This is a genomic window from Nesterenkonia populi (assembly GCF_007994735.1).
In the GTDB taxonomy this organism is placed as follows: Bacteria; Actinomycetota; Actinomycetes; order Actinomycetales; family Micrococcaceae; genus Nesterenkonia; species Nesterenkonia populi.
Genome location: NZ_VOIL01000001.1, coordinates 1,173,813 through 1,192,245, shown reverse-complemented (window position 1 = coordinate 1,192,245; position 18,433 = coordinate 1,173,813). Strand labels below are relative to the sequence as shown.

At 68.8% G+C, this 18,433-nt stretch carries 18 protein-coding genes; 3 read left to right on the top strand and 15 right to left on the bottom strand.

The window, feature by feature from the left end; translation table 11 throughout:
* From priA to FWJ47_RS05520, 5 genes are read right to left on the bottom strand one after another with little or no spacing between them, the layout of a single operon-like run.
* The gene (gene priA / locus FWJ47_RS05540; protein ID WP_147105237.1) at positions 1-735 is read right to left on the bottom strand and encodes a bifunctional 1-(5-phosphoribosyl)-5-((5-phosphoribosylamino)methylideneamino)imidazole-4-carboxamide isomerase/phosphoribosylanthranilate isomerase PriA; all 735 of its coding nucleotides are present in this window, start codon (positions 733-735) and stop codon (positions 1-3) included.
* 60 nt (positions 736-795) lie between these two features.
* The gene (gene hisH / locus FWJ47_RS05535) at positions 796-1,443 is read right to left on the bottom strand and encodes an imidazole glycerol phosphate synthase subunit HisH (protein ID WP_147105234.1); all 648 of its coding nucleotides are present in this window, start codon (positions 1,441-1,443) and stop codon (positions 796-798) included.
* A complete protein-coding gene (gene hisB, locus FWJ47_RS05530) occupies positions 1,440-2,057 on the bottom strand; it encodes an imidazoleglycerol-phosphate dehydratase HisB (protein ID WP_147105231.1) in 618 nt (205 codons plus the stop codon). The genes hisH and hisB overlap by 4 nt, the downstream gene beginning before the upstream one ends.
* A gap of 12 nt (positions 2,058-2,069) precedes the next feature.
* Positions 2,070-3,203 carry a histidinol-phosphate transaminase gene (locus FWJ47_RS05525; RefSeq protein WP_147105229.1) on the bottom strand — a complete coding sequence of 378 codons (1,134 nt, stop codon included), beginning with the start codon at positions 3,201-3,203 and terminating at the stop codon, positions 2,070-2,072.
* Between the two features lie 39 nt (positions 3,204-3,242).
* Positions 3,243-3,587, bottom strand: a complete 345-nt coding sequence (locus tag FWJ47_RS05520) for a LysM peptidoglycan-binding domain-containing protein (RefSeq protein WP_147105228.1) — start codon at positions 3,585-3,587, stop codon at positions 3,243-3,245.
* Positions 3,588-3,771: 184 nt separating this feature from the next.
* Here FWJ47_RS05520 and lexA point away from each other — a divergent pair, with 184 nt between their 5' ends.
* The gene (gene lexA / locus FWJ47_RS05515; protein WP_147105223.1) at positions 3,772-4,503 is read left to right on the top strand and encodes a transcriptional repressor LexA; all 732 of its coding nucleotides are present in this window, start codon (positions 3,772-3,774) and stop codon (positions 4,501-4,503) included.
* Between the two features lie 35 nt (positions 4,504-4,538).
* Here the strand turns inward: lexA and FWJ47_RS05510 are convergent, their stop codons facing one another.
* Both FWJ47_RS05510 and hflX read right to left on the bottom strand, forming a co-directional pair.
* Positions 4,539-6,599 (bottom strand): ATP-dependent DNA helicase, encoded by a 2,061-nt coding sequence (locus tag FWJ47_RS05510; RefSeq protein WP_147105221.1) that lies wholly within the window; start codon positions 6,597-6,599, stop codon positions 4,539-4,541.
* On the bottom strand, positions 6,596-8,197 hold the full coding sequence (gene hflX / locus FWJ47_RS05505) for a GTPase HflX (RefSeq protein ID WP_147105218.1): 1,602 nt from the start codon (positions 8,195-8,197) through the stop codon (positions 6,596-6,598). The genes FWJ47_RS05510 and hflX overlap by 4 nt, the downstream gene beginning before the upstream one ends.
* 149 nt (positions 8,198-8,346) lie before the next feature.
* Here hflX and FWJ47_RS05500 point away from each other — a divergent pair, with 149 nt between their 5' ends.
* Together FWJ47_RS05500 and FWJ47_RS05495 are read left to right on the top strand one after the other, a co-directional pair.
* Positions 8,347-8,952: a class I SAM-dependent methyltransferase gene (locus tag FWJ47_RS05500; protein ID WP_147105215.1), complete on the top strand. Its 606-nt coding sequence runs from the start codon at positions 8,347-8,349 to the stop codon at positions 8,950-8,952.
* Positions 8,949-10,310, top strand: coding sequence for a folylpolyglutamate synthase/dihydrofolate synthase family protein (locus FWJ47_RS05495; protein WP_147105212.1), 1,362 nt, complete (start codon positions 8,949-8,951; stop codon positions 10,308-10,310). The genes FWJ47_RS05500 and FWJ47_RS05495 overlap by 4 nt, the downstream gene beginning before the upstream one ends.
* 72 nt (positions 10,311-10,382) lie before the next feature.
* On the opposite strand, the gene FWJ47_RS05490 is transcribed toward FWJ47_RS05495, so the two are convergent.
* The 8 genes from FWJ47_RS05490 to FWJ47_RS05455 form a co-directional block, all read right to left on the bottom strand.
* Positions 10,383-12,338 (bottom strand): ABC1 kinase family protein, encoded by a 1,956-nt coding sequence (locus tag FWJ47_RS05490; protein WP_147105209.1) that lies wholly within the window; start codon positions 12,336-12,338, stop codon positions 10,383-10,385.
* A gap of 5 nt (positions 12,339-12,343) precedes the next feature.
* On the bottom strand, positions 12,344-13,255 hold the full coding sequence (gene dapF, locus FWJ47_RS05485) for a diaminopimelate epimerase (RefSeq protein ID WP_147105206.1): 912 nt from the start codon (positions 13,253-13,255) through the stop codon (positions 12,344-12,346).
* A gap of 8 nt (positions 13,256-13,263) precedes the next feature.
* Positions 13,264-14,193: a tRNA (adenosine(37)-N6)-dimethylallyltransferase MiaA gene (gene miaA, locus FWJ47_RS05480; RefSeq protein ID WP_147105203.1), complete on the bottom strand. Its 930-nt coding sequence runs from the start codon at positions 14,191-14,193 to the stop codon at positions 13,264-13,266.
* Between the two features lie 8 nt (positions 14,194-14,201).
* Positions 14,202-15,737 carry a tRNA (N6-isopentenyl adenosine(37)-C2)-methylthiotransferase MiaB gene (gene miaB, locus FWJ47_RS05475; protein WP_147105200.1) on the bottom strand — a complete coding sequence of 512 codons (1,536 nt, stop codon included), beginning with the start codon at positions 15,735-15,737 and terminating at the stop codon, positions 14,202-14,204.
* A gap of 62 nt (positions 15,738-15,799) precedes the next feature.
* A complete protein-coding gene (locus FWJ47_RS05470; protein ID WP_147105197.1) occupies positions 15,800-16,447 on the bottom strand; it encodes a regulatory protein RecX in 648 nt (215 codons plus the stop codon).
* Between the two features lie 69 nt (positions 16,448-16,516).
* The gene (gene recA, locus FWJ47_RS05465; protein WP_147105194.1) at positions 16,517-17,554 is read right to left on the bottom strand and encodes a recombinase RecA; all 1,038 of its coding nucleotides are present in this window, start codon (positions 17,552-17,554) and stop codon (positions 16,517-16,519) included.
* A gap of 187 nt (positions 17,555-17,741) precedes the next feature.
* Positions 17,742-17,963, bottom strand: a complete 222-nt coding sequence (locus FWJ47_RS05460) for a DUF3046 domain-containing protein (RefSeq protein WP_147105191.1) — start codon at positions 17,961-17,963, stop codon at positions 17,742-17,744.
* A complete protein-coding gene (locus tag FWJ47_RS05455) occupies positions 17,956-18,354 on the bottom strand; it encodes a helix-turn-helix domain-containing protein (RefSeq protein WP_147105188.1) in 399 nt (132 codons plus the stop codon). The genes FWJ47_RS05460 and FWJ47_RS05455 overlap by 8 nt, the downstream gene beginning before the upstream one ends.
* Between the last annotated feature and the right edge of the window lie 79 nt (positions 18,355-18,433).

Here is an 18,433-nt window from a genome sequence, read left to right as displayed (position 1 = left end):
TCAGGCACTCTGGCGGGCGGCTTCGAGCGCCTGGGGAAGGGTGAACTTGCCCGCGTAGAGGGCTTTGCCCATGATGGCGCCCTCCACGCCGGTGGAGACCAGCTGGGCGAGGGCCTCAATGTCCTCGATGGACGAGATCCCGCCGGATGCGATGACGGGCTTCTCCGTCTTCCGGCAGACCTCGGCGAGGAGCTCAGTGTTGGGGCCGCGCAGGGTCCCGTCCTTGGTCACGTCAGTGACCACGTACCGGGGGCAGCCGGCATCCTCGAGGCGCTGCAGCACCTCCCAGAGGTTGCCGCCCTCCTTGGTCCAGCCGCGTGCTGCGAGGGTCTCACCGCGCACATCGAGGCCGACGGCGATGGCGTCGCCGTGCCTGCCGATGACCTTGGCGGTCCAGTCGGGGTCCTCCAGGGCGGCGGTGCCGAGGTTGACCCGGGCGGCGCCGAACTCGAGAGCCCGCTCGAGGGACTCGTCGTCGCGAATGCCCCCGGAGAGCTCAATCTTCACGTCGATCTGCTCGACCACGCGCTTGAGGACCTCGCGGTTGTGCCCGCGCCCGAAGGCAGCGTCGAGGTCCACCAGGTGGATCCACTCAGCTCCCTCCTGCTGCCACTTCATCGCCGCATCGAGGGGGTCGCCGTAGCCGGTGGCGGAGCCGGCCTCACCCTGGACCAGGCGGACCGCCTGCCCGCCTTCGACGTCGACGGCGGGCAGGAGTTCAAGGGCTGCAGTCATGGGGACTCGCTTTCGTTCTCTTCAGCTCGGTGGAGATGGCCGCCTCACGCGGCCTGTGCGTCAGCTCTTCAGGGAATCGATCCAGTTGCGGAGCAGCTTCTGGCCGGCCTCGCCGGACTTCTCCGGGTGGAACTGCGTGGCGGACAGGGGGCCGTTCTCCACTGCGGCGACAAAATCTGCCCCATGGTGGGCCCAGGTGACCCGGGGGGCGGCCATCTGCGGAATGGAACGGTCGAACTCCCACTTCTGCACCGCGTAGGAGTGGACGAAGTAGAACCGCTCGTCCTCAATCCCGTCGAAGAGCACGCTGCCCTCCGGAGCGTTCACGGTGTTCCATCCCATGTGGGGCACGACGACGTCCTGAGGCAGGGCCGTGACTTCGCCGGGCCACTCCCCCAGGCCCTCAGCGACGATGCCGTGCTCGACTCCGCGCTCGAAGAAGACCTGGTGGCCGACGCAGATGCCGAGCACGGGGCGGCCTCCGGCGATGCGCTGACCGATCCAGCGGGGGGCCTCGGTGGAGGTCAGAGCTTCCATGACGGCGGCGAAGGCGCCGACGCCGGGGACGACGAGCCCGTCGGCGTTCAGCAGCCTCTGGCGGTCCTGGGTGAGCTCCACTTCGGCGCCGGCCTGCTCGAGGGCACGCACCGCGGAGTGGACATTGCCGGACCCGTAGTCGAGGACAGCGACGGTGGGCAGGGTGCTCACAGTGCTCCCTTGGTGGAGGGAATCTCGTCAGTGCGGGGGTCAGATTCCACAGCCGCGCGCAGGGCTCGGGCGAACGCCTTGAACTGCGCCTCGACGATGTGATGCGGGTCGCGGCCGCCGAGGACCTGCATGTGGAGGCAGATTCCGGAGTGGTGGGTGATGGCTTCGAAGACGTGCCGCGTCATGGAGCCGGTGAAGTGCCCGCCGATGAGGTGGTACTGCTGGCCGTCGGGCTCCCCCGAGTGCACCAGGTAGGGCCGGCCGGAGACGTCGACGACCGCCTGGGCGAGAGCCTCGTCCAGCGGGACCATGGCGCTGCCGAACCGGCGGATGCCGCGCTTGTCGCCCAGTGCGGCGCGCAGGACCTCGCCGAGGACGATGGCCGTGTCCTCCACTGTGTGGTGGACATCGATGTGGGTGTCGCCCTGAGCCTGGACATCCAGGTCGATGAGGGAGTGCCGGCTGAGCGCAGTCAGCATGTGGTCGTAGAAGGGCACGCTGGTGGAGATGTTCGAGGTGCCGGTGCCGTCCAAGTCCATGCGCACGCTCACCTGCGACTCGCTGGTGGTGCGCTCCATCCGGGCGACGCGGCCCTCAATCAGTTCAGCTCCCATAGGTCCTCCAGTCTAACGGCCCAGTGAGCGGCGCAGTGAGTCGAGGAAAAGGGTGGTCTCCTCCTCGGTGCCGGCAGTGACCCGGAGATGGCCGGCGATGCCGACGTCACGGACCAGCACTCCGTCGTCAAGCAGGTGCCGCCAGACTGCCTTCTCATCCTCGAGGCCTCCGAAGAACACGAAGTTGGCGTCCGAGGGGCTGGGTGCCAGACCCATGGCGGTGAGCTCCTCGACGATCCGGTCCCGCTGAACCTTGATCTTCTCCACATTGGCCATGAGGCTCTCGGCGTGATCGAGCGCGGCGCAGGCTGCCGCCTGGGTGTAGATCGACAGGTGGTAGGGAAGACGCACCAGTCGCAGTGCGTCGGTGATCTCCGGCGCTGCGGCGAGATATCCGAGCCGGCCCCCAGCCATGGCGAAGGCCTTGGACATGGTGCGGGTGACGACGAGCCGGGGGCGGCCCTCCAGAAGCTCCAGAGCTGAGGCCACGCCGGGCTGGCGGAACTCACCGTAGGCCTCATCCACGATCACGATGGTCGCGGACTCGGCCGCGGCCTCATAGGCGGCCCGCACCACATCAAGGTCCAGAGCGGTGCCGGTGGGGTTGTTGGGCGAGGTGAGGATGACGACGTTCGGCCGGTGCTCGCGGATCTGCGCAGCGACATCCTCGGCGGACTGCGTGTAGTCCTCGTTGCGGGTGCCGGGAATGTAGTCGCTGTAGGTGCCCCGGGCATACAGCGGGTACATCGAATAGGTGGGAGGGAAGGCCATGACGGACCGGCCCGGGCCGGCGAAGGCCTGGAGCAGGTGCTGCATGATCTCGTTGGAACCGTTGGCCGCCCAGATGTGCTCCGCGGTAAAGTGAGCCTGCGGCAGGTCCCTGCTGAGGAAGTCTGCGAGCTTCTCCCGCAGAACGGTGAACTCGCGGTCCGGATACCGGTTCATCTGCGCGGCGGCCACGCGCACCTCTTTGGTGATGGCGTCCACCACGTCGGCGGGCACCTCATGCGTGGTCTCGTTGACGTTGAGCATCGCCCGCACGGTCAGCTGAGGAGCGCCATAGGGCTGCTGCCCCTTCAGCTCCTCACGGATGGGCAGTGCGGCCAGGCGGTCAGCGCGTGCATTCGAACTCTGAGCGTCAGTCACCGCTCCATCCTATGGCCGAGCGGTCAGGCAGGGTGTCCGTTACTGAGCAGCAGGCAGGTACAGGGTCTGTCCCGCCTCCACCTGGGAGGAATCCAAGTCATTGATCTCCGCGATGCGGGTGATGGTCTCCTGCACCGGAGCCTGCGACTCAGCCCGCTGGGCCAGTTCCCACAGAGTCTCCCCCGGTGCGACGGTGACCTCCACAGCCTCCACCCCAGAGACCTCCTGCGAAGAGGCCTGGGCCTGGTTCGTCAGGCCCGACAGGCCGAAGAGGAGAAGGGCCGCCAAGGCCGCAGCAGCAAGCATGGAGGGCAGGCCCAAGAGCACGAGCCGCCCCCTGCGGGTCAGCTGGATGCCCGAAGTCTGCGATGCGGTGCTGGTCATGGTGTCCTCCTGTAGTGAGCTCGAACGTCGATTCGAACATCTGTTCTATTTTTAGCACACATCTTCGATAGCTTCTACCTCGAATCGAACACAATGATGGAAACTGTGTCCGAACTCCCGTAGGCTTCGAACCAGCATTCGAGAGCGCTCGAAGACACAGACCATCCAACTGCGGGGGTATGACATGGAAAATGACGCGGCATCGCTGACGGAGCGGCAGCGGAGGATCGTCGACATCATCCAGGAGGCGCTGGCCGAGCGGAGCTATCCGCCGTCCATGCGAGAGATCGGCGACGCCTGCGGCCTGGCCTCCCTCTCCTCCGTCACCCATCAGCTGGGCAGGCTCCAGCAGCTCGGCTACATCCGCCGCGATCCTGGGCGGCCTCGGGCGATGGAGGTGCTCCGCGACTCCTCCGGCCGCCCCCTCGCCGAGCCGGTGAGCGCAGACGGCCCCGCCGGTTCAGCCGCAGACGCCCCCGAGGTGCGCGAGGACCCCTCCGGCGTCGTCGACCTCGACGCTTACCGGCAGCAGGTCGACTCGCGCGTCTCCCAGGTGCCTCTGGTGGGACAGATCGCCGCCGGCGGGCCCATCCTCGCCGAGCAGAACGTGGAGGACGTGATGGCCCTGCCGCGGCAGCTCACCGGAGAGGGCGAGCTGTTCATGCTGCAGGTCCGCGGCGACTCGATGATCGAGGCCGGAATCTTCGAGGACGATTGGGTGGTGGTGCGCCGCCAGGCCGATGCCGACAACGGGGACATCGTCGCGGCGCTTCTGGACGAGGAGGCCACCGTGAAGACCCTCAAGCGGCGGGACGGCCACCAGTGGCTGCTCCCGCAGAACCGGCAGTACGAACCGATCCTCGGCGACGAGGCCGCCATCATGGGCAAGGTCGTCACCGTCCTGCGCAGCCTCTAGGGGCGATGCACTCGGCTCCGCAGCCCGAACGGAGGCTAGCCTGAGCCGGACAGCCGACGGAGGGCGCCCTGCGCCACACTGCTGTCGGTGGTGGCCCAGAAGTCAGGCATGGACTGCTTGAGGTAGCTGCCGTACTGCTTGGTGGCCAGCCGGGAATCGAGCACCGCCAGCACTCCCCGGTCCTCCTGCGTGCGGATCAGCCGCCCCGCGCCCTGCGCCAGGCGCACCGCGGCGTGCGCCGCGGAGACCGCCATGAACCCGTTGCCGCCGGACCGTGCGACCTCCTGGCTCCGAGCGTTCATCAGCGGGTCGTCCGGGCGCGGGAACGGGATCCGGTCGATCGCCACCAGGCGGCAGGACTCCCCCGGAACGTCCACCCCCTGCCAGAGAGACATCGTCCCGAACAGGCATGTCTCCTGGTCCTCTGCGAACTCTCGCACCAGGGCAGACATCGTCGCATCGCCCTGGCAGAGGATCGGCACGTCCAGCTGCTCCCGGAGCTGCGCCGCGGCCTCCTCCGCGGCTCGGCGGGAGGAGAAGAGGGCCAGCGTCGCACCCTTGGACGCTTCGATGAGCCGGCCCAGCTCCTCCCTCTGGGCGTGCTGAGTATTCAGCGAGGGGGCCGGCAGATGCTTGGCCACGTACAGCATTCCCTGCTTGGGGTAGTCGAACGGGCTGCCGACATCCGCCGCATCCCAGCCCGGAGCCTTCGGGCCGGAGAGCCCCAGCTGCCCGGCCACAGGGTCGAAGCTGCCTCCCACCGCCAGCGTCGCGGAGGTCAGCACCACCGTGCGCGTGCCGAAGAGCCCCTCCCGCAGACGTTCGGCCACCGTGGTGGGCGCCACGTAGATCAGCGGCGGCTCGGTCGGGTCCGCCGGGGTGTAGCCCTGGCCGGGGGTGAAGGTTCCGGGCCGGGTGAGCCAGACGACGTCGGGCGTCTCGTCGGCCTGGAGGATGCGGTTGGCGACGTCGTAGACCGCCTGAAGCCGGGCACGTGCGGCAGTCCTTCCGGCCTCAGCCTCGCCGGCGGTGCTGTCCCCCGCGGGCTTGGAGTCGGAGAGGGCGGTCTTGGCGGCGTCACGGGCGGCCTGGACCGCGGAGAGCTGCCGCTCGCGGAGCCCCGTCGGCTTGCCGGGCGTCTTGTTCAGCAGTCCGTCCTCGATCCCGTCGAAGGCGGCGCCCACCGCAGCCGCGGCGTCCTGCAGCGGCTCCACCCGGATCGCCGTGTGCCGGCGGGCCGAGGAGGCCGCGGCCTGGATCATGGCCGCCGAGAGGTGCACCGTCACTGCAGAAGTCACCCGCTCAGCGAGCTCGTGCCCCTCATCGATGATCACGGCGTCATGCTCCGGCAGGACTTCCAGGCCCTCGAAGGCGTCGATGGCCAGCATCGCATGGTTGGTGACCACAATGTCGGAGTCAGCGGCCTGGGCCCTGGCCTGCTCCGTGAAGCACTCCTCCACCATCGGGCACTTCCGGCCCAGGCAGTCCACCGCGTTGACGGAAACCTGCCGCCATGCCTGGTCGGTGACCCCTTCGGGCAGGTCGTCGCGGTCGCCGGTCTCCGTCTTCTCCGCCCATTCGCGCAGCATCACCACCTGCTTGCCCAGCTTGGAGGTGGGCTCATAGGTCGTCACGCCCCCGCTGGGCTCAGCCGCGACGGAGAACAGCGCCTCAGCGTCGTCGTCCCCCTCGGGGAAGCCTCCGGCGAGCTTCTGCTTGCACAGGTAGTTCGCGCGACCCTTCACCAGGGCCACCTCCACCGGGCGCTCCAGCTCTGGTTCGAGGCTCTCCAGCAGGCGCGGGAGGTCCCGACCCATGATCTGCGCCTGCAGGGCGAGGGTCGCCGTGGAGACGATCACCGGCTTCTCCGCCTGCACAGCATGGGCGACGGCGGGCACCAAGTAGGCCAGCGACTTGCCGGTGCCGGTGCCGGCCTGCACCAGCAGGTGCTTGCCCCGGTCCAGGGCCCCGGCCACCCGGCGGGCCATCTCCTCCTGACCCTCGCGGCGGGTGCCCCCGAACGCCTCCACGGCGGTGCTCAGCAGCTGCTGCGCCTCCCTGCCCGCCGCGGGGGCATCCGCCGCCGTCCGGCTCATGCGGCGTCGTCCTGCACCCGGTACTGCTGCAGCTCGGCAGCCAGCGGGCCGCGCACCCTGACCTGCAGGCGGGTGCCGCCCTCCTGGTAATCGGTGTGCAGGATCTCCGCGTCCGCGGCGTGCAGTCGGGCGACCACGTCCCCCTCGGAATAGGGCACCAGCAGGTGCATCTCAATGTTCGGGCGCGGGATCGAGTCGGCGATCCGCCGCTTGAGATCCTCGATGCCCATTCCGGTGTGCGCGGAGACTACCGCCACATGCGGCTCACGGCGTCTGATCCGGTCGATGACGTGGTCCTCGGCGGTGTCGGCCTTGTTCAGGACGATGATCTCGTCGACCTCGTGGGCGTCCACCTCGGCAAGGACCGCGCGGACCGCGGCGATCTGACCCTCCGGCTCGGGGTGGGAGGCGTCCACCACGTGCAGGATCAGGTCGGCCTCGGCGACCTCCTCCAGCGTTGAGCGGAACGCCTCCACCAGCTGGGTGGGCAGCTGCCGGACGAACCCGACCGTGTCGGAGAGCGTGTAGCCGATCCCGTCCGGGGTGACCGCCTTGCGGGTGGTGGGGTCCAAGGTGGCGAACAGCGCATTCTCCACCAGCACACCGGCGTCGGTGAGGCGGTTGAGCAGGCTGGACTTCCCGGCATTGGTGTACCCGGCGATCGCGACCGACGGCACAGCGTTGCGCTTTCGGTTGGCGCGCTTGGCCTCCCGGGCCGGCTTCATGCTCCTGATCTCTCGGCGCAGCTTCGCCATCCGCTGGTTGATGCGACGCCGGTCCAGCTCGATCTTGGTCTCGCCGGGGCCGCGGGAGCCCATTCCGGCCCCGCCGGCGCCGGCCTGACCGCCGGCCTGCCGGGACATCGATTCGCCCCAGCCGCGCAGACGCGGCAGCAGGTACTCCAGCTGGGCCAGCTCCACCTGCGCCTTGCCCTCCCGGGACTTGGCGTGCTGGGCGAAGATGTCCAGGATCAGGCCGGTGCGGTCGATCACCTTGACCTTGACGATGTCCTCCAGGCCGCGCCGCTGGGACGGGGCCAGCTCGGAGTCGACGACGACGGTGTCCGCGCCCAGCTCAGCGACCGCGGCACGCATCTCCTCCGCCTTGCCGGAGCCGAAGAAGGTTCCCGGGTCCGGGGTCGCGCGCCGCTGCAGGAAGCCGTCCAGCACCGTGGAGCCGGCAGTCTCCGCGAGGGCGGCCAGCTCCCGCAGGGAGTGCTCTGCCTCCGCGGTGCTGCTGCCGGAGTAGAGGCCCGCCAGGACCACGCGCTCCAGGCGCAGCTGGCGATACTCGACCTCGGTGATGTCCTCCAGCTCGGTGGACAGCCCCTCGACTCGGCGCAGGCTCCGGCGCTCGACCAGGTCGAACTGGTCGCCGTCGTGCTCAGTGTGCTCGCTGATGTCGGCGAGCTCCCGGGCGCGGCCGTCCAGCACTGAACGGCGCAGGGAGTCACGGTTGGCCTGGGCGGTCTCGGCGTCCGACTCAGCCTGGTTGAAGGTAGCGGCTTCGGTCTCTCGGGAGGCGTCATCGGCCGCCAGGATGCGGGCGATGGTCTCATCGATGGACGCGTCAGTGGGGTGATTGTTCTGTTCAGTCATGAAAGTCCTTGGGAAGTTCTCTGGGCGTGACGCTCAACCGCAGCCGACGGCGCCGGGCGGGAGCAGGGTGCTGAAAAGCGCAGTTCAGCCGCGAAGGCGGATGAAAGCAGTACGAGCCCAGATCTTCATACGTACTACTCTAGCAACCCGTGAGCACCGCGCACTATTTCTCGTCCTCCCCCGAAGGCCCCTTCGAGCGTCAGCAGGTCAGCATCGTGCTCAACGGGCGGGAGGTCACTGTCTCCACCGCGGGCGGGATCTTCTCCCCCGGCGGACTGGACAAGGGCACCGCGGTGCTGCTCAAGCACGTCCCGGATCCGCCCCCCGCCGGGGATCTGCTGGACATAGGGTGCGGATGGGGGCCCATCGCTCTGACCCTGGCGATGCGCTCCCCCGAGGCGCGGGTGTGGGCGGTCGACGTCAACGACCGCTCCCGGCAGCTCTGCGCGGAGAACGCCGCGGCTCTGGGCCTGGACAATGTGACGGTCGCCGCACCGGAGGATGTGCCGCCGGAGACCAGGTTCAGCACCATCTGGTCCAACCCGCCCATCCGGGTGGGCAAGGCTGTGCTCCACGAGATTCTGCTGACCTGGCTGCCGCGCCTCGCCGACGGCGGGGAGAGCTGGCTCGTCGTCCAGAAGAACCTCGGAGCCGATTCGCTGCAGAAGTGGCTGGCATCGACCCTCGGCGAGCGGTACGACGTCGACCGGCCCGAGACGGACAAGGGCTTCCGTCTGCTGCGAGTGCGGCGATGAGGCCCCTGGCCGCGCTTGAGGCGCTGCCCTTCCCTGACCTGGAGGAAGCGGTGGTGTTCGCCGAGTGGGGACGGCTGCGGGCCGTCTCCTCCCGGTCGCTGGGGCGGACCCGGCAGCTGATGCGCGTGCTGCGGTATGACCCCGGCCTGGTGCAGCACCCGGTCATCGGAGTCGTCGGGTCCAAGGGCAAAGGCACCGCGAGCGCATACGCCTCCGCCGCGCTGGCCGGACTGGGCCACCACGTGGGAACAGTGATGAGCCCGGGAATCCTCAGCAACGCTGACCGCATCCGGATCGACGGGCGCGTGGTGGAGGAGAGCACCCGGCGTCGGGCGCTGCTGCGCCTTGAGGAGGCCCGCCGGAAGCTGCCCGAAGCGACCGCCGAGTCCGGGTACCTCGCACCCACGGGCCTCTTCCTGCTGATGGGAATGCTGATCTTCGAGGAGGCCGGGACGGAGGCGGCCGTGGTGGAGGCTGGGATCGGCGGGGCCTCGGACGATCTCTCCCACTGGCCGCTGGACGGCGTCGTGCTCACCCGGGTCTTCGGTGAGCACCTCGATCTCCTGGGGCCGACGGTGGCAGACGTCGCCCGGGACAAGACCGGGGTGATCAGCGAGCGGACCCGGTTCTGCGTCAGCCTGGCGCAGTCGGATGATGCGGAAGAAGCGGTGCGGCAGGCTGGAGCCGCGACGACGCTGCTCCGAGTCAGCAGCGAGGCCCGCTCCCTGGTCTGTCACCTGCCCTCCGGGTTCCAGCGCGAGAACGCCGCTGCGGGCGTCACTGCCGCCCTGCAGCTTTCGAGGGGCATCCTGGGCCATGAGGATGCTTCTTCTCCTCCAATGATGCGTGAGGGCGGGAAAGACGAGCCCGAAAGCACCATTCGAGGAGAGGCTCTGCCTGCTCTGCTGCGGTCGGTCAGCTATCCCGGGCGGCTCTCTGTTCACGACGTCCCGGGCGGGCGCTGCGTGATCGACTCGGCGGTCTCCGGGGAGGGTCTGGCCTCGGGGCTGGACTTTGCGCGGGGCGAGCTCGGCGACGTCGACCAGGTGCTGGTCTGCTTGCCACCGGGCAAGGACCTGGAGGGCTTCACCAGGACGCTGGGCCCCTTCGGCGGCGAGCGCAGGTTTGTGGAGCTGCCCGGGGCCTACACCGGCACCCCGGACCGGGAGGCCTGGCGGTGGGAGTGGGTCCGGCTGGAGGACCTCGGGGAGGCGGTGCATGAAGCCCCCGGCTCAGCCCAGCTCCAGGAGATCCTGAGGGGGCGCCGCACTCTGCTCGCCGGGACCGTCCTCTTCACCTCACTGGCGCTGCGGACCCTCGGCGCCGACGTCGGCCGGCTCTTCCCCTCTCCCCGATAGCCGGGCACGACGCGTCTCTTCGCGCAGGCCGTGTCAGGCCGCACAGGGCGCGCGGGCCAACGGCCCGGGGGATCAGGAGGTGGAGCGTTGGAAGATCCGGATGACGGAGCGCAGGGCCAGGACGCTGCCGCCGAAGGCGAAGCCGATCCCGAGGATCTCATAGAGGCTGAGGGCTCCGACCAGCTCGGGACCGCCCTCCCGGGTGATCAGCAGGGCGGCGACCAGCAGGCCGGCGACGGCGATGACCGCGCCGATTGCGTCATCCACCAGGCCCCGGACCCAGGTGCGGTCGTCACTGCTGGCGAAGGGCCGGGCGTCCACTGTGAGCCGCCCCTCGGCGAGCGCGGAGCTGACTTCCTCGACCCGCATCGGCATGCGTCGGGCGACCGCGGTGGAGACCGCCGAGCTGCCGATCGCCTGGGAGGCGAGCCGGCCGGGCGAGTTCAGGCGCCGCATGATGGTGCCCAGGCGGGTCCGGGCGGCCTCCAGCAGGGACATCCGGGGGTTGAGCAGCAGCAGGGAGGATTCGACGGCGGCGAGGCTGCGGAACGCGGCTGTCACCCCGCCGGGGATCCCGACTCCGTGGGTGCGGGCGAGCTCGAAGAGCCGGGCGAAGAGGCCGGCGTCGAGGTCGTGGGTGCCCTGCACCAGGGCGATCTCTCGGCCGATGTCGCGCTGCAGCTGGGTGTGGTCGAGCTCCTCCGGCACGTCGAAGCCGAGCACGAAGGCGTTGGTGGCGGTCACGGCGTCGTCGTGGACGATTCCGTATATGAGGGTGGCGAGCACCTGCCGAGCCTCGGAGTCCAGCACCCCGATGGACCCGAAGTCCAGCAGTCCCAGCTCCTGGCTGTCGAGCAGCATGATGTTGCCGGGGTGCAGGTCCGCGTGAAAGATCCCTTTGATGAAGATGCCCTCGATCAGGGCGGCGACCAAGTCGTCGGCGAGCTGGTCACGCAGGTCCTCATCCAGGGTGACGATCCTCTCCCGCGCCTCGCTGAGGGGGAGGCCGGCCAGTCGGGTGGCCACCAGGACCTTCGAGGTGGTGAGCTCCGCGATGGGCTCGGGGGTGCCGATCTGGTCAATGTCCTTCAGCGCGTGCTCCAGCGCCCGGGTGTTGGTCAGCTCCTGCCGGTAGTCCAGCTCTTGGCGGATGGTGTCCATCAGCTCGTGGACGAGGCTGGTCAGGTGCATGCTGCGGGCCCATTCGAACCGCTGCTCGGCGATCTCCGCGGCGTGCTGCAGCACCGCGATGTCGTCCCGGACCTGGGCCCTGGCAGCCGGCCGCTGAACTTTGACCGCCACCTCGCGGCCGTCATGGGTGCGGGCGGCGTGGATCTGGGCGACCGAGGCGGCGGCCATCGGCTCGGGCGTGAAGCTGGCGAAGATCTCCTCCGGCTCTGCCCCCAGCTCGTCGCGGATGACTTTGCGGACCTGCTCGAGCGGGACCGGGGAGGCGTGGGACTGCAGGGATGAGAGTGCGTCGGTGACGCTGTCCGGGAGCAGGTCCTGCCTGGTGGCGAGCAGCTGGCCGAGTTTGACGAATGTCACCCCGGACCGGTTGATCGCCGTGACCAGCGCGTCGGCGAAGCCTTGGTGGGCGGGGCCGGTGCGCAGGACCCTGGTCAGCCCGGAGGAGGAGGCGATCTTGGCCAGCTGGGCGATCCGGCGGGCCCGCCGGGCGCGCGCGTAGGTGCTGCGGATCAGATGGGGAAGCGAGGGCACCGAGGCGGTCGGAGCCAATGCTTCCAGGGTCACCAGAATCAGGACGGAGGCCACCTGGATCCATAGCAGCGCCAGCAGCACTGCGGCCAGCAGGGAGGGACCGCCGGCGTCCCACGCGCCGTCCGCGTCCACCAGCCCCAGGGGGCGGGCGAAGAGCAGGCCCAGCGGCCAGAGGCTCGCCACAGCCAGCACCGAGGAGACGATGGTGCGGCCCAGTCCGGTCTTGGTGCCGAGCGCGCGCCGCGCAGAGCCCACCAGGCCTGCGGTGAGCAGCAGTGCGGCAAGGATCAGGGCGGGGATCTCCATAGGCTCTAGGGGACCAGCTCTCCGGTGAAGACAATGGTGGCCGGGCCGGCGAGAGTGACCTCCTCGGCGCCGTCCTCCCGGGCGGCGAAGCTCACCGTGACCTCTCCGCCGGGGACGGCGACCTTCCAGGTGTCCACTGCGTCGTCAGCGACCCACACCCGCGTGGCAGCCGCAGCTGCGCAGGCACCGGTGCCGCAGGACAGGGTCTCCCCCGACCCGCGCTCATGCACACGCATCCGCACCTGGCCGACGCCGTGCTGCACCAGCGGGCTGCCGGGCACTACGAACTCCACGTTGGTGCCGTGCGGCGGCAGCGGCTCCACCGTGGGCGCTTCGGTCAGGTTCAGCTGCTCAAGGGAGGCTTCGTCCGGCAGCGCGACGACGGTGTGCGGGTTGCCCATGGAGATGCTTAGGGCGGGGCGCGGCTCATGCTGGCTGGAGGCTTTCACCAGTGAGTCGCTGGCCTGCTCTGCGGCCATCTGCGGGTCGATGAAGGACCAGACCCCCATGCCCACGGCGTAGCCCTCCGGGACCCGGCGGACCGCGCGCAGCCCGGCGCGTGTCATGATCGGCAGCTCCTCCCCCTCAGCGAGCTCCGCGAGGCCCTCCGCGGCGAGGAAGTGGACGAAGGCGCGGACCCCGTTGCCGCACATCTCAGCGACCGAGCCGTCCCCGTTGTAGTAGTCCATGAACCAGACCGGCGCCTCGTCGGTGCTGACGAGCTCGTGCTCGGCCAGCAGCCGGCGGCCCTTGGCCATCCAGTGGGAGGGCACCGCCCGGATCAGACCGTCGGCGCCGACGCCGAGGTGCCGGTCGCAGGATGCGGCGATGAAGCCGGCGTCCAGGTCCATCTGCCCGGCGGGGTCGGCCAGGAGGACGAAGTCGTTGCCGGTGGCGTGGGCCTTGGTGAACTGCATGCGTCTACCTAACCATGGGCGGCGGCGATGACTTCCATTGCCTGATCTGCGGCATCGCGCTCCAGGGCGGGGATCCAGGTGATGCGCCGGTCGGCGCGGAACCAGGTGTCCTGGCGGCGAGCGAGCTTCCGGGTGGCGTTGATGGTCTGCTCCACGGCCTCCTCGTGGGTGTGCCGGCCGTCCAGGACGCTGAGGAACTGCTGGTAGCCGATGGCGCGTGAGGCGGTCTTTCCTTCCCGGAGCCCCTGGGCCTCGAGGGCACGGACCTCCTCGAGCAGGCCGTGCTCGACCATCTGATGGACCCGCTGCTCGATCCGTTCCCGCAGCACAGGCCTTTCGACATGCGTGCCGATCTGTACCACCGGCTCCACGGAGGGCTCGCAGCGGTGCTCCGGCATGAAGGCGGTGAAGGTGCCGCCGGTGATCCTCACGACCTCAAGGGCCCGGATGAGGCGGCGGTCGTCCCGGATGACCGCCTCAGAGTCGGGGTCCTTGGTGCGCAGCTCCTGACGAAGCGTTTCGCTCCCCTGCTCTGCGAGCTCGCGTTCCAGCTGGGCACGGACCTGGGCGTCGGCGGGCGGGAAGTCGATGATGTCGATGGCGGCGCGCACGTAGAGCCCGGACCCGCCCACGAGGATGGGGGTCTTCCCTCGCGCTCGAATCTCTGCGATCTTCTGCCGGGCCTGCGGCTGGTACTCGGAGGCGGCGGCCTCTTCGGTGATGCTGAGGATGTCGAAGAGGTGGTGGGGCACCCCTCGCGTCTCTTCGGCGGTGACTTTTGCGGTGCCGATGTCCATGCCGCGGTAGAACTGCATGGAGTCGGCGTTGATCACCTCGCCGGGGGCACCCTCGGCCGTGAGCTGTTCGGCGAGCTCTACGGCGAGACCGGACTTCCCTGAGGCGGTGGGGCCCACGACGGTGATCAGAGGCGCGGTCACAGGCTGCTTCAGACCTGGATGCTGCCGGCCGGGCGCATGCTGGGCATCCCGAGGGAGACGGCGGCGGGCGTGTCCCCGGTGACCTGAGTGGTGCCGACGCCGCAGGAGTCAGCCTGCCGACGGTCCCAGGCGTCCCCGGCCCGGGAGCGGCGCAGGCTGTACTGGTGGGGCTCAGGGTCTGCGATGAGGTGGGTTTTGCCGGCTCGGGTGATCGGGACGGTGACGAAGTCTCCCGGCCGGGGCTGCTCGGCGCCGTCGGGGAGGCTGAAGTGGACGAGCCGGTGGTCGGGTGCCCGTCCGGAGAGTCGGCCGGTCTGCTCGAACTTGCTGCCGGAGTCGGCGGTGACCAGAAGCTCCTGGTCTGTGCCCAGGAGCTTCTGGTTCTCCTCGGCGCAGATGCGGTCCTGCAGGGCGAGGAGGCGTTCGAACCGTTCCTGGACGATCTCCTTGGGCAGCTGGTCCTCGAACTCGGCGGCGGGAGTTCCGGGGCGAGGCGAATACTGGAAGGTGAAGGCGCTGGCGAACCGGGACTCCTCGACGACCCGCATGGTCTCCTCGAAGTCCTCCTCGGTCTCCCCGGGGAAGCCGACGATGATGTCGGTGGTGACTGCCGCGCGCGGCATCCGCTCCCTGACCTTGTCGAGGATGCTGAGGAACCGGGATGAGCGGTAGGACCGGCGCATGGATTTCAGGATCCGGTCCGAGCCTGACTGCAGGGGCATGTGCAGCTGCGGCATCACGTTGGGGGTCTCGGCCATGGCATCGATGACGTCGTCGGTGAAGGACGCCGGGTGGGGGCTGGTGAACCGGACCCGTTCGAGCCCTTCGATCTCGCCGCAGGCGCGCAGCAGTTTGGCGAAGGCGCCTCGGTCCCGGAACTCGACGCCGTAGGTGTTGACGTTCTGGCCGAGCAGGGTGACCTCGACGGCGCCGTCGTCGACGAGCGCCTGGACCTCGGCGAGGATCTCGCCGGGCCGGCGGTCCTTCTCCTTGCCGCGCAGGGAGGGGACGATGCAGAAGGTGCAGGTGTTGTTGCAGCCCACAGAGATCGACACCCAGCCGGAGTGCACGGTCTCCCGCTTGGTCGGCAGGGTGGAGGGGAAGGTTTCGAGGGACTCGAGGATCTCCAGCTCAGCCTCAGCGTTGTGCCGGGAGCGTTCCAGCAGGGTGGGCAGGGAGCCGATGTTGTGGGTCCCGAAGACGACGTCGACCCAGGGCGCCTTCTCCAGGACGGTGTTCTGGTCCTTCTGGGCGAGGCAGCCGCCGACGGCGATCTGCATGCCTTCCCGGGCCGCTTTGATGCTCTTGAGCTGGCCGAGGTTGCCGTAGAGCCGGTTGTCGGCGTTCTCCCGGACCGCGCAGGTGTTGAAGACGACGAGGTCCGGGGTCTGGCCGTCCTCCGCTGGGCTGTAGCCGGAGCCTTCGAGAAGCCCGGAGATCCGTTCGGAGTCGTGGACGTTCATCTGGCATCCGAAGGTGCGCACCTCATAGGTGCGGGAGGGTCCGGTGCGCTGTGCGGGGCGGTCCAGGAGGGTGTCTGTCATCGGCTCTGCTCTGCGGTGCGTGGTACGCGGGTGCGTGAAGGGTGCGGGGTGTCCTGCGGATTCTACGCGGCGCGGGTGTCCAGGGCATCCCGGACGATGCTGAAAGCGGTTCCCGGGCTGTGCCCCCTGCGGGCGAGCATGTTGACCAGCCTGCGGGTGAGCTTGTCCCGCTCGCTGCGGTCCTCAGGTCCCATGCCGACGGGCACGACGACGCCGCGCAGCTTGTTCTCGACCAGTTCCCGGGCTGCCGCGTCCTGGTCCTCGACGGTCAGCTGATCCAGAGCAGCTTCGATGTCCTCGGGGCTGATCCCCTTCTCCTGCAGCTCCCGGCGGAGCGCGGAGGCCCCGAGGCCTTTGAGCTCGTGGCGGGTGCGCACCCAGGTATGCGCGAAGGCGGCGTCATCGATCAGCTGCACCTCCTCCATCCGGTCCAGCACCTGCCCGACGATCTCCTCGGAGTGTTCCTTCTCCCGGAGCGCTTCAGCGAGCTGGTGCCGGGACTTCGGCGATCCGGTCAGCTTTCGCAGGACCGCAGCCCGAGCTTTGGAGTATTCCGAGCCGGAGCCCTCAGCTGCTGCAGGCTCCTGCCGACTCCCCTTCCCGGAACCGGCAGGAGCCTCCGCGGCCTCCCCGTGGAAGAGGTCGGAGCGAATCTCTCCGGACTCCAGCTTCTCCACAGTCTGTCGGAGCTCTTCAATCTTGTCGTTCATCTGCCTCCCGTCTGATCTGGCCTGCGATGTGCTGGGCCGAGGAGTGCCCATTCAGTGCCCGCAGGCGTGTCAGACGGCCTTGAGCTCAGGCGCCTCTTCCTCACCTTCAGGCTTGATGATGCCGAGCTTCTCCTTGATGCGGCGTTCAACCTCATCGGCAAGGTCCGGGTTGTCCTTCAGGAACTGGCGGGCCTTCTCCTTGCCCTGGCCGAGCTGGTCGCCCTCATAGGTGAACCAGGCACCGGACTTCTTCACCAGGCCGTTCTCCACCCCTACGTCGATCAGGCCGCCCTCCCTGGAGATGCCTTCCCCGTAGAGGATGTCGAACTCGGCCTGCTTGAACGGCGGGGCCATCTTGTTCTTCACGATCTTGGCGCGGGTCCGGTTGCCGACCGCGTTGGTCCCCTCCTTGAGGGTCTCGATGCGGCGAACATCCACACGCACGGAGGCGTAGAACTTCAGGGCCTTGCCGCCGGAGGTGGTCTCAGGGGAGCCGAAGAAGACACCGACCTTCTCACGCAGCTGGTTGATGAAGATCGCGGTGGTCTTGGTCTGGGCCAGACGGCCGGCGATCTTACGCAGCGCCTGAGACATCAGGCGGGCCTGCAGGCCCACGTGGGAGTCACCCATCTCGCCCTCGATCTCCGCGCGGGGCACCAGTGCGGCCACCGAGTCGATGACGACGATGTCCAGAGAGCCGGACGAGACCAGCATGTCCATGATCTCCAGAGCCTGCTCACCAGTGTCGGGCTGGGACACCAGCAGAGCGTCGGTGTCCACACCCAGCTTCGCGGCGTAGCTGGGGTCCAGAGCGTGCTCCGCATCGATGAACGCGGCGATGCCCCCGTTCTTCTGAGCGTTGGCCACAGCGTGCAGCGCCACTGTGGTCTTGCCGCTGGACTCCGGGCCGTAGATCTCCGCCACACGGCCCCGGGGGAATCCTCCGATGCCCAGTGCGGCGTCCATAGCGATGGAGGAGGTCGGGATCGCCTCGATGGGGGCCCGGGTCTCATCGCCCAGGCGCATCACTGAGCCCTTGCCGTACTGCTTGTCGATCTGGGCCAGGGCCGCTTCCAGGGCCTTCTCGCGGTCAGGACTTGCTGCCATGGTTCACCTCACGGGTTGTGGTCTGTCGGTACGCAGTCGACACTATGACCGGCCTCTGACATGCCTTCTGACACTGCCTGGACTGCGGGCCGTTCGGCGTGGCGCCGACTGCGACTACCCTCAGTGCAAGACTCTAGCCCCACATCGAATATATGTTCGAACCAACACGCCGTGCATGCCCGGACCTTCAGCCCCTCTTGGGCGTGATGTCCCGTCCCAGCCAACGCTCTTCGGGGACATCCTGCTGAAGGCACAGCGAGGCCCATACCTGTCGCGGCTGCACACCGGCCTCCAGCGCCTGCCTGGCGGTCAGCTGGTACTCGCTGATGACCAGCTCTCCGGCGAGCACGTGGGCGTAGCCCTCGCCGAACTCACCCTCCATGAGTGACCAGAACCGGGACTCACGCACCGATGAGCTCGTCGGTGCTGAACTCCTGCTGGAACTCTGCGGGGACAGTGTCGGGGATGGTCACACCCTCAGCGACGGCGATGCGCTCGGCGACCTGGAAGAGCATGACGGCCAGCGGGACGTTCAGAGCTGCGCAGATGGAGGCGAGCAGCTCGGAGGACGCTTCCTTCTGGCCGCGCTCCACCTCCGAGAGATATCCGAGGGAGACCCGGGCGCCGTGGGAGACGTCGCGGAGGGTCCGGCCCTCCTCCTGGCGAATGCTGCGGAGCACGTCACCGATCTCCTGGCGCATGGTCACGCCCTTGGCCTCCGGCGCTTCGACGTGGGGGAGCTGCTCCTCGGTGTCCTTCCACCGGGTGACTCCGTTGACGGTGACTGGCTGTCGCACCATGTGCTGACTCCTTGCTGAGCGGCTGCGGCTGAGACTCGGATCGTTTTCGAACTGACCTGGAACAACGGGATAGGGGGCT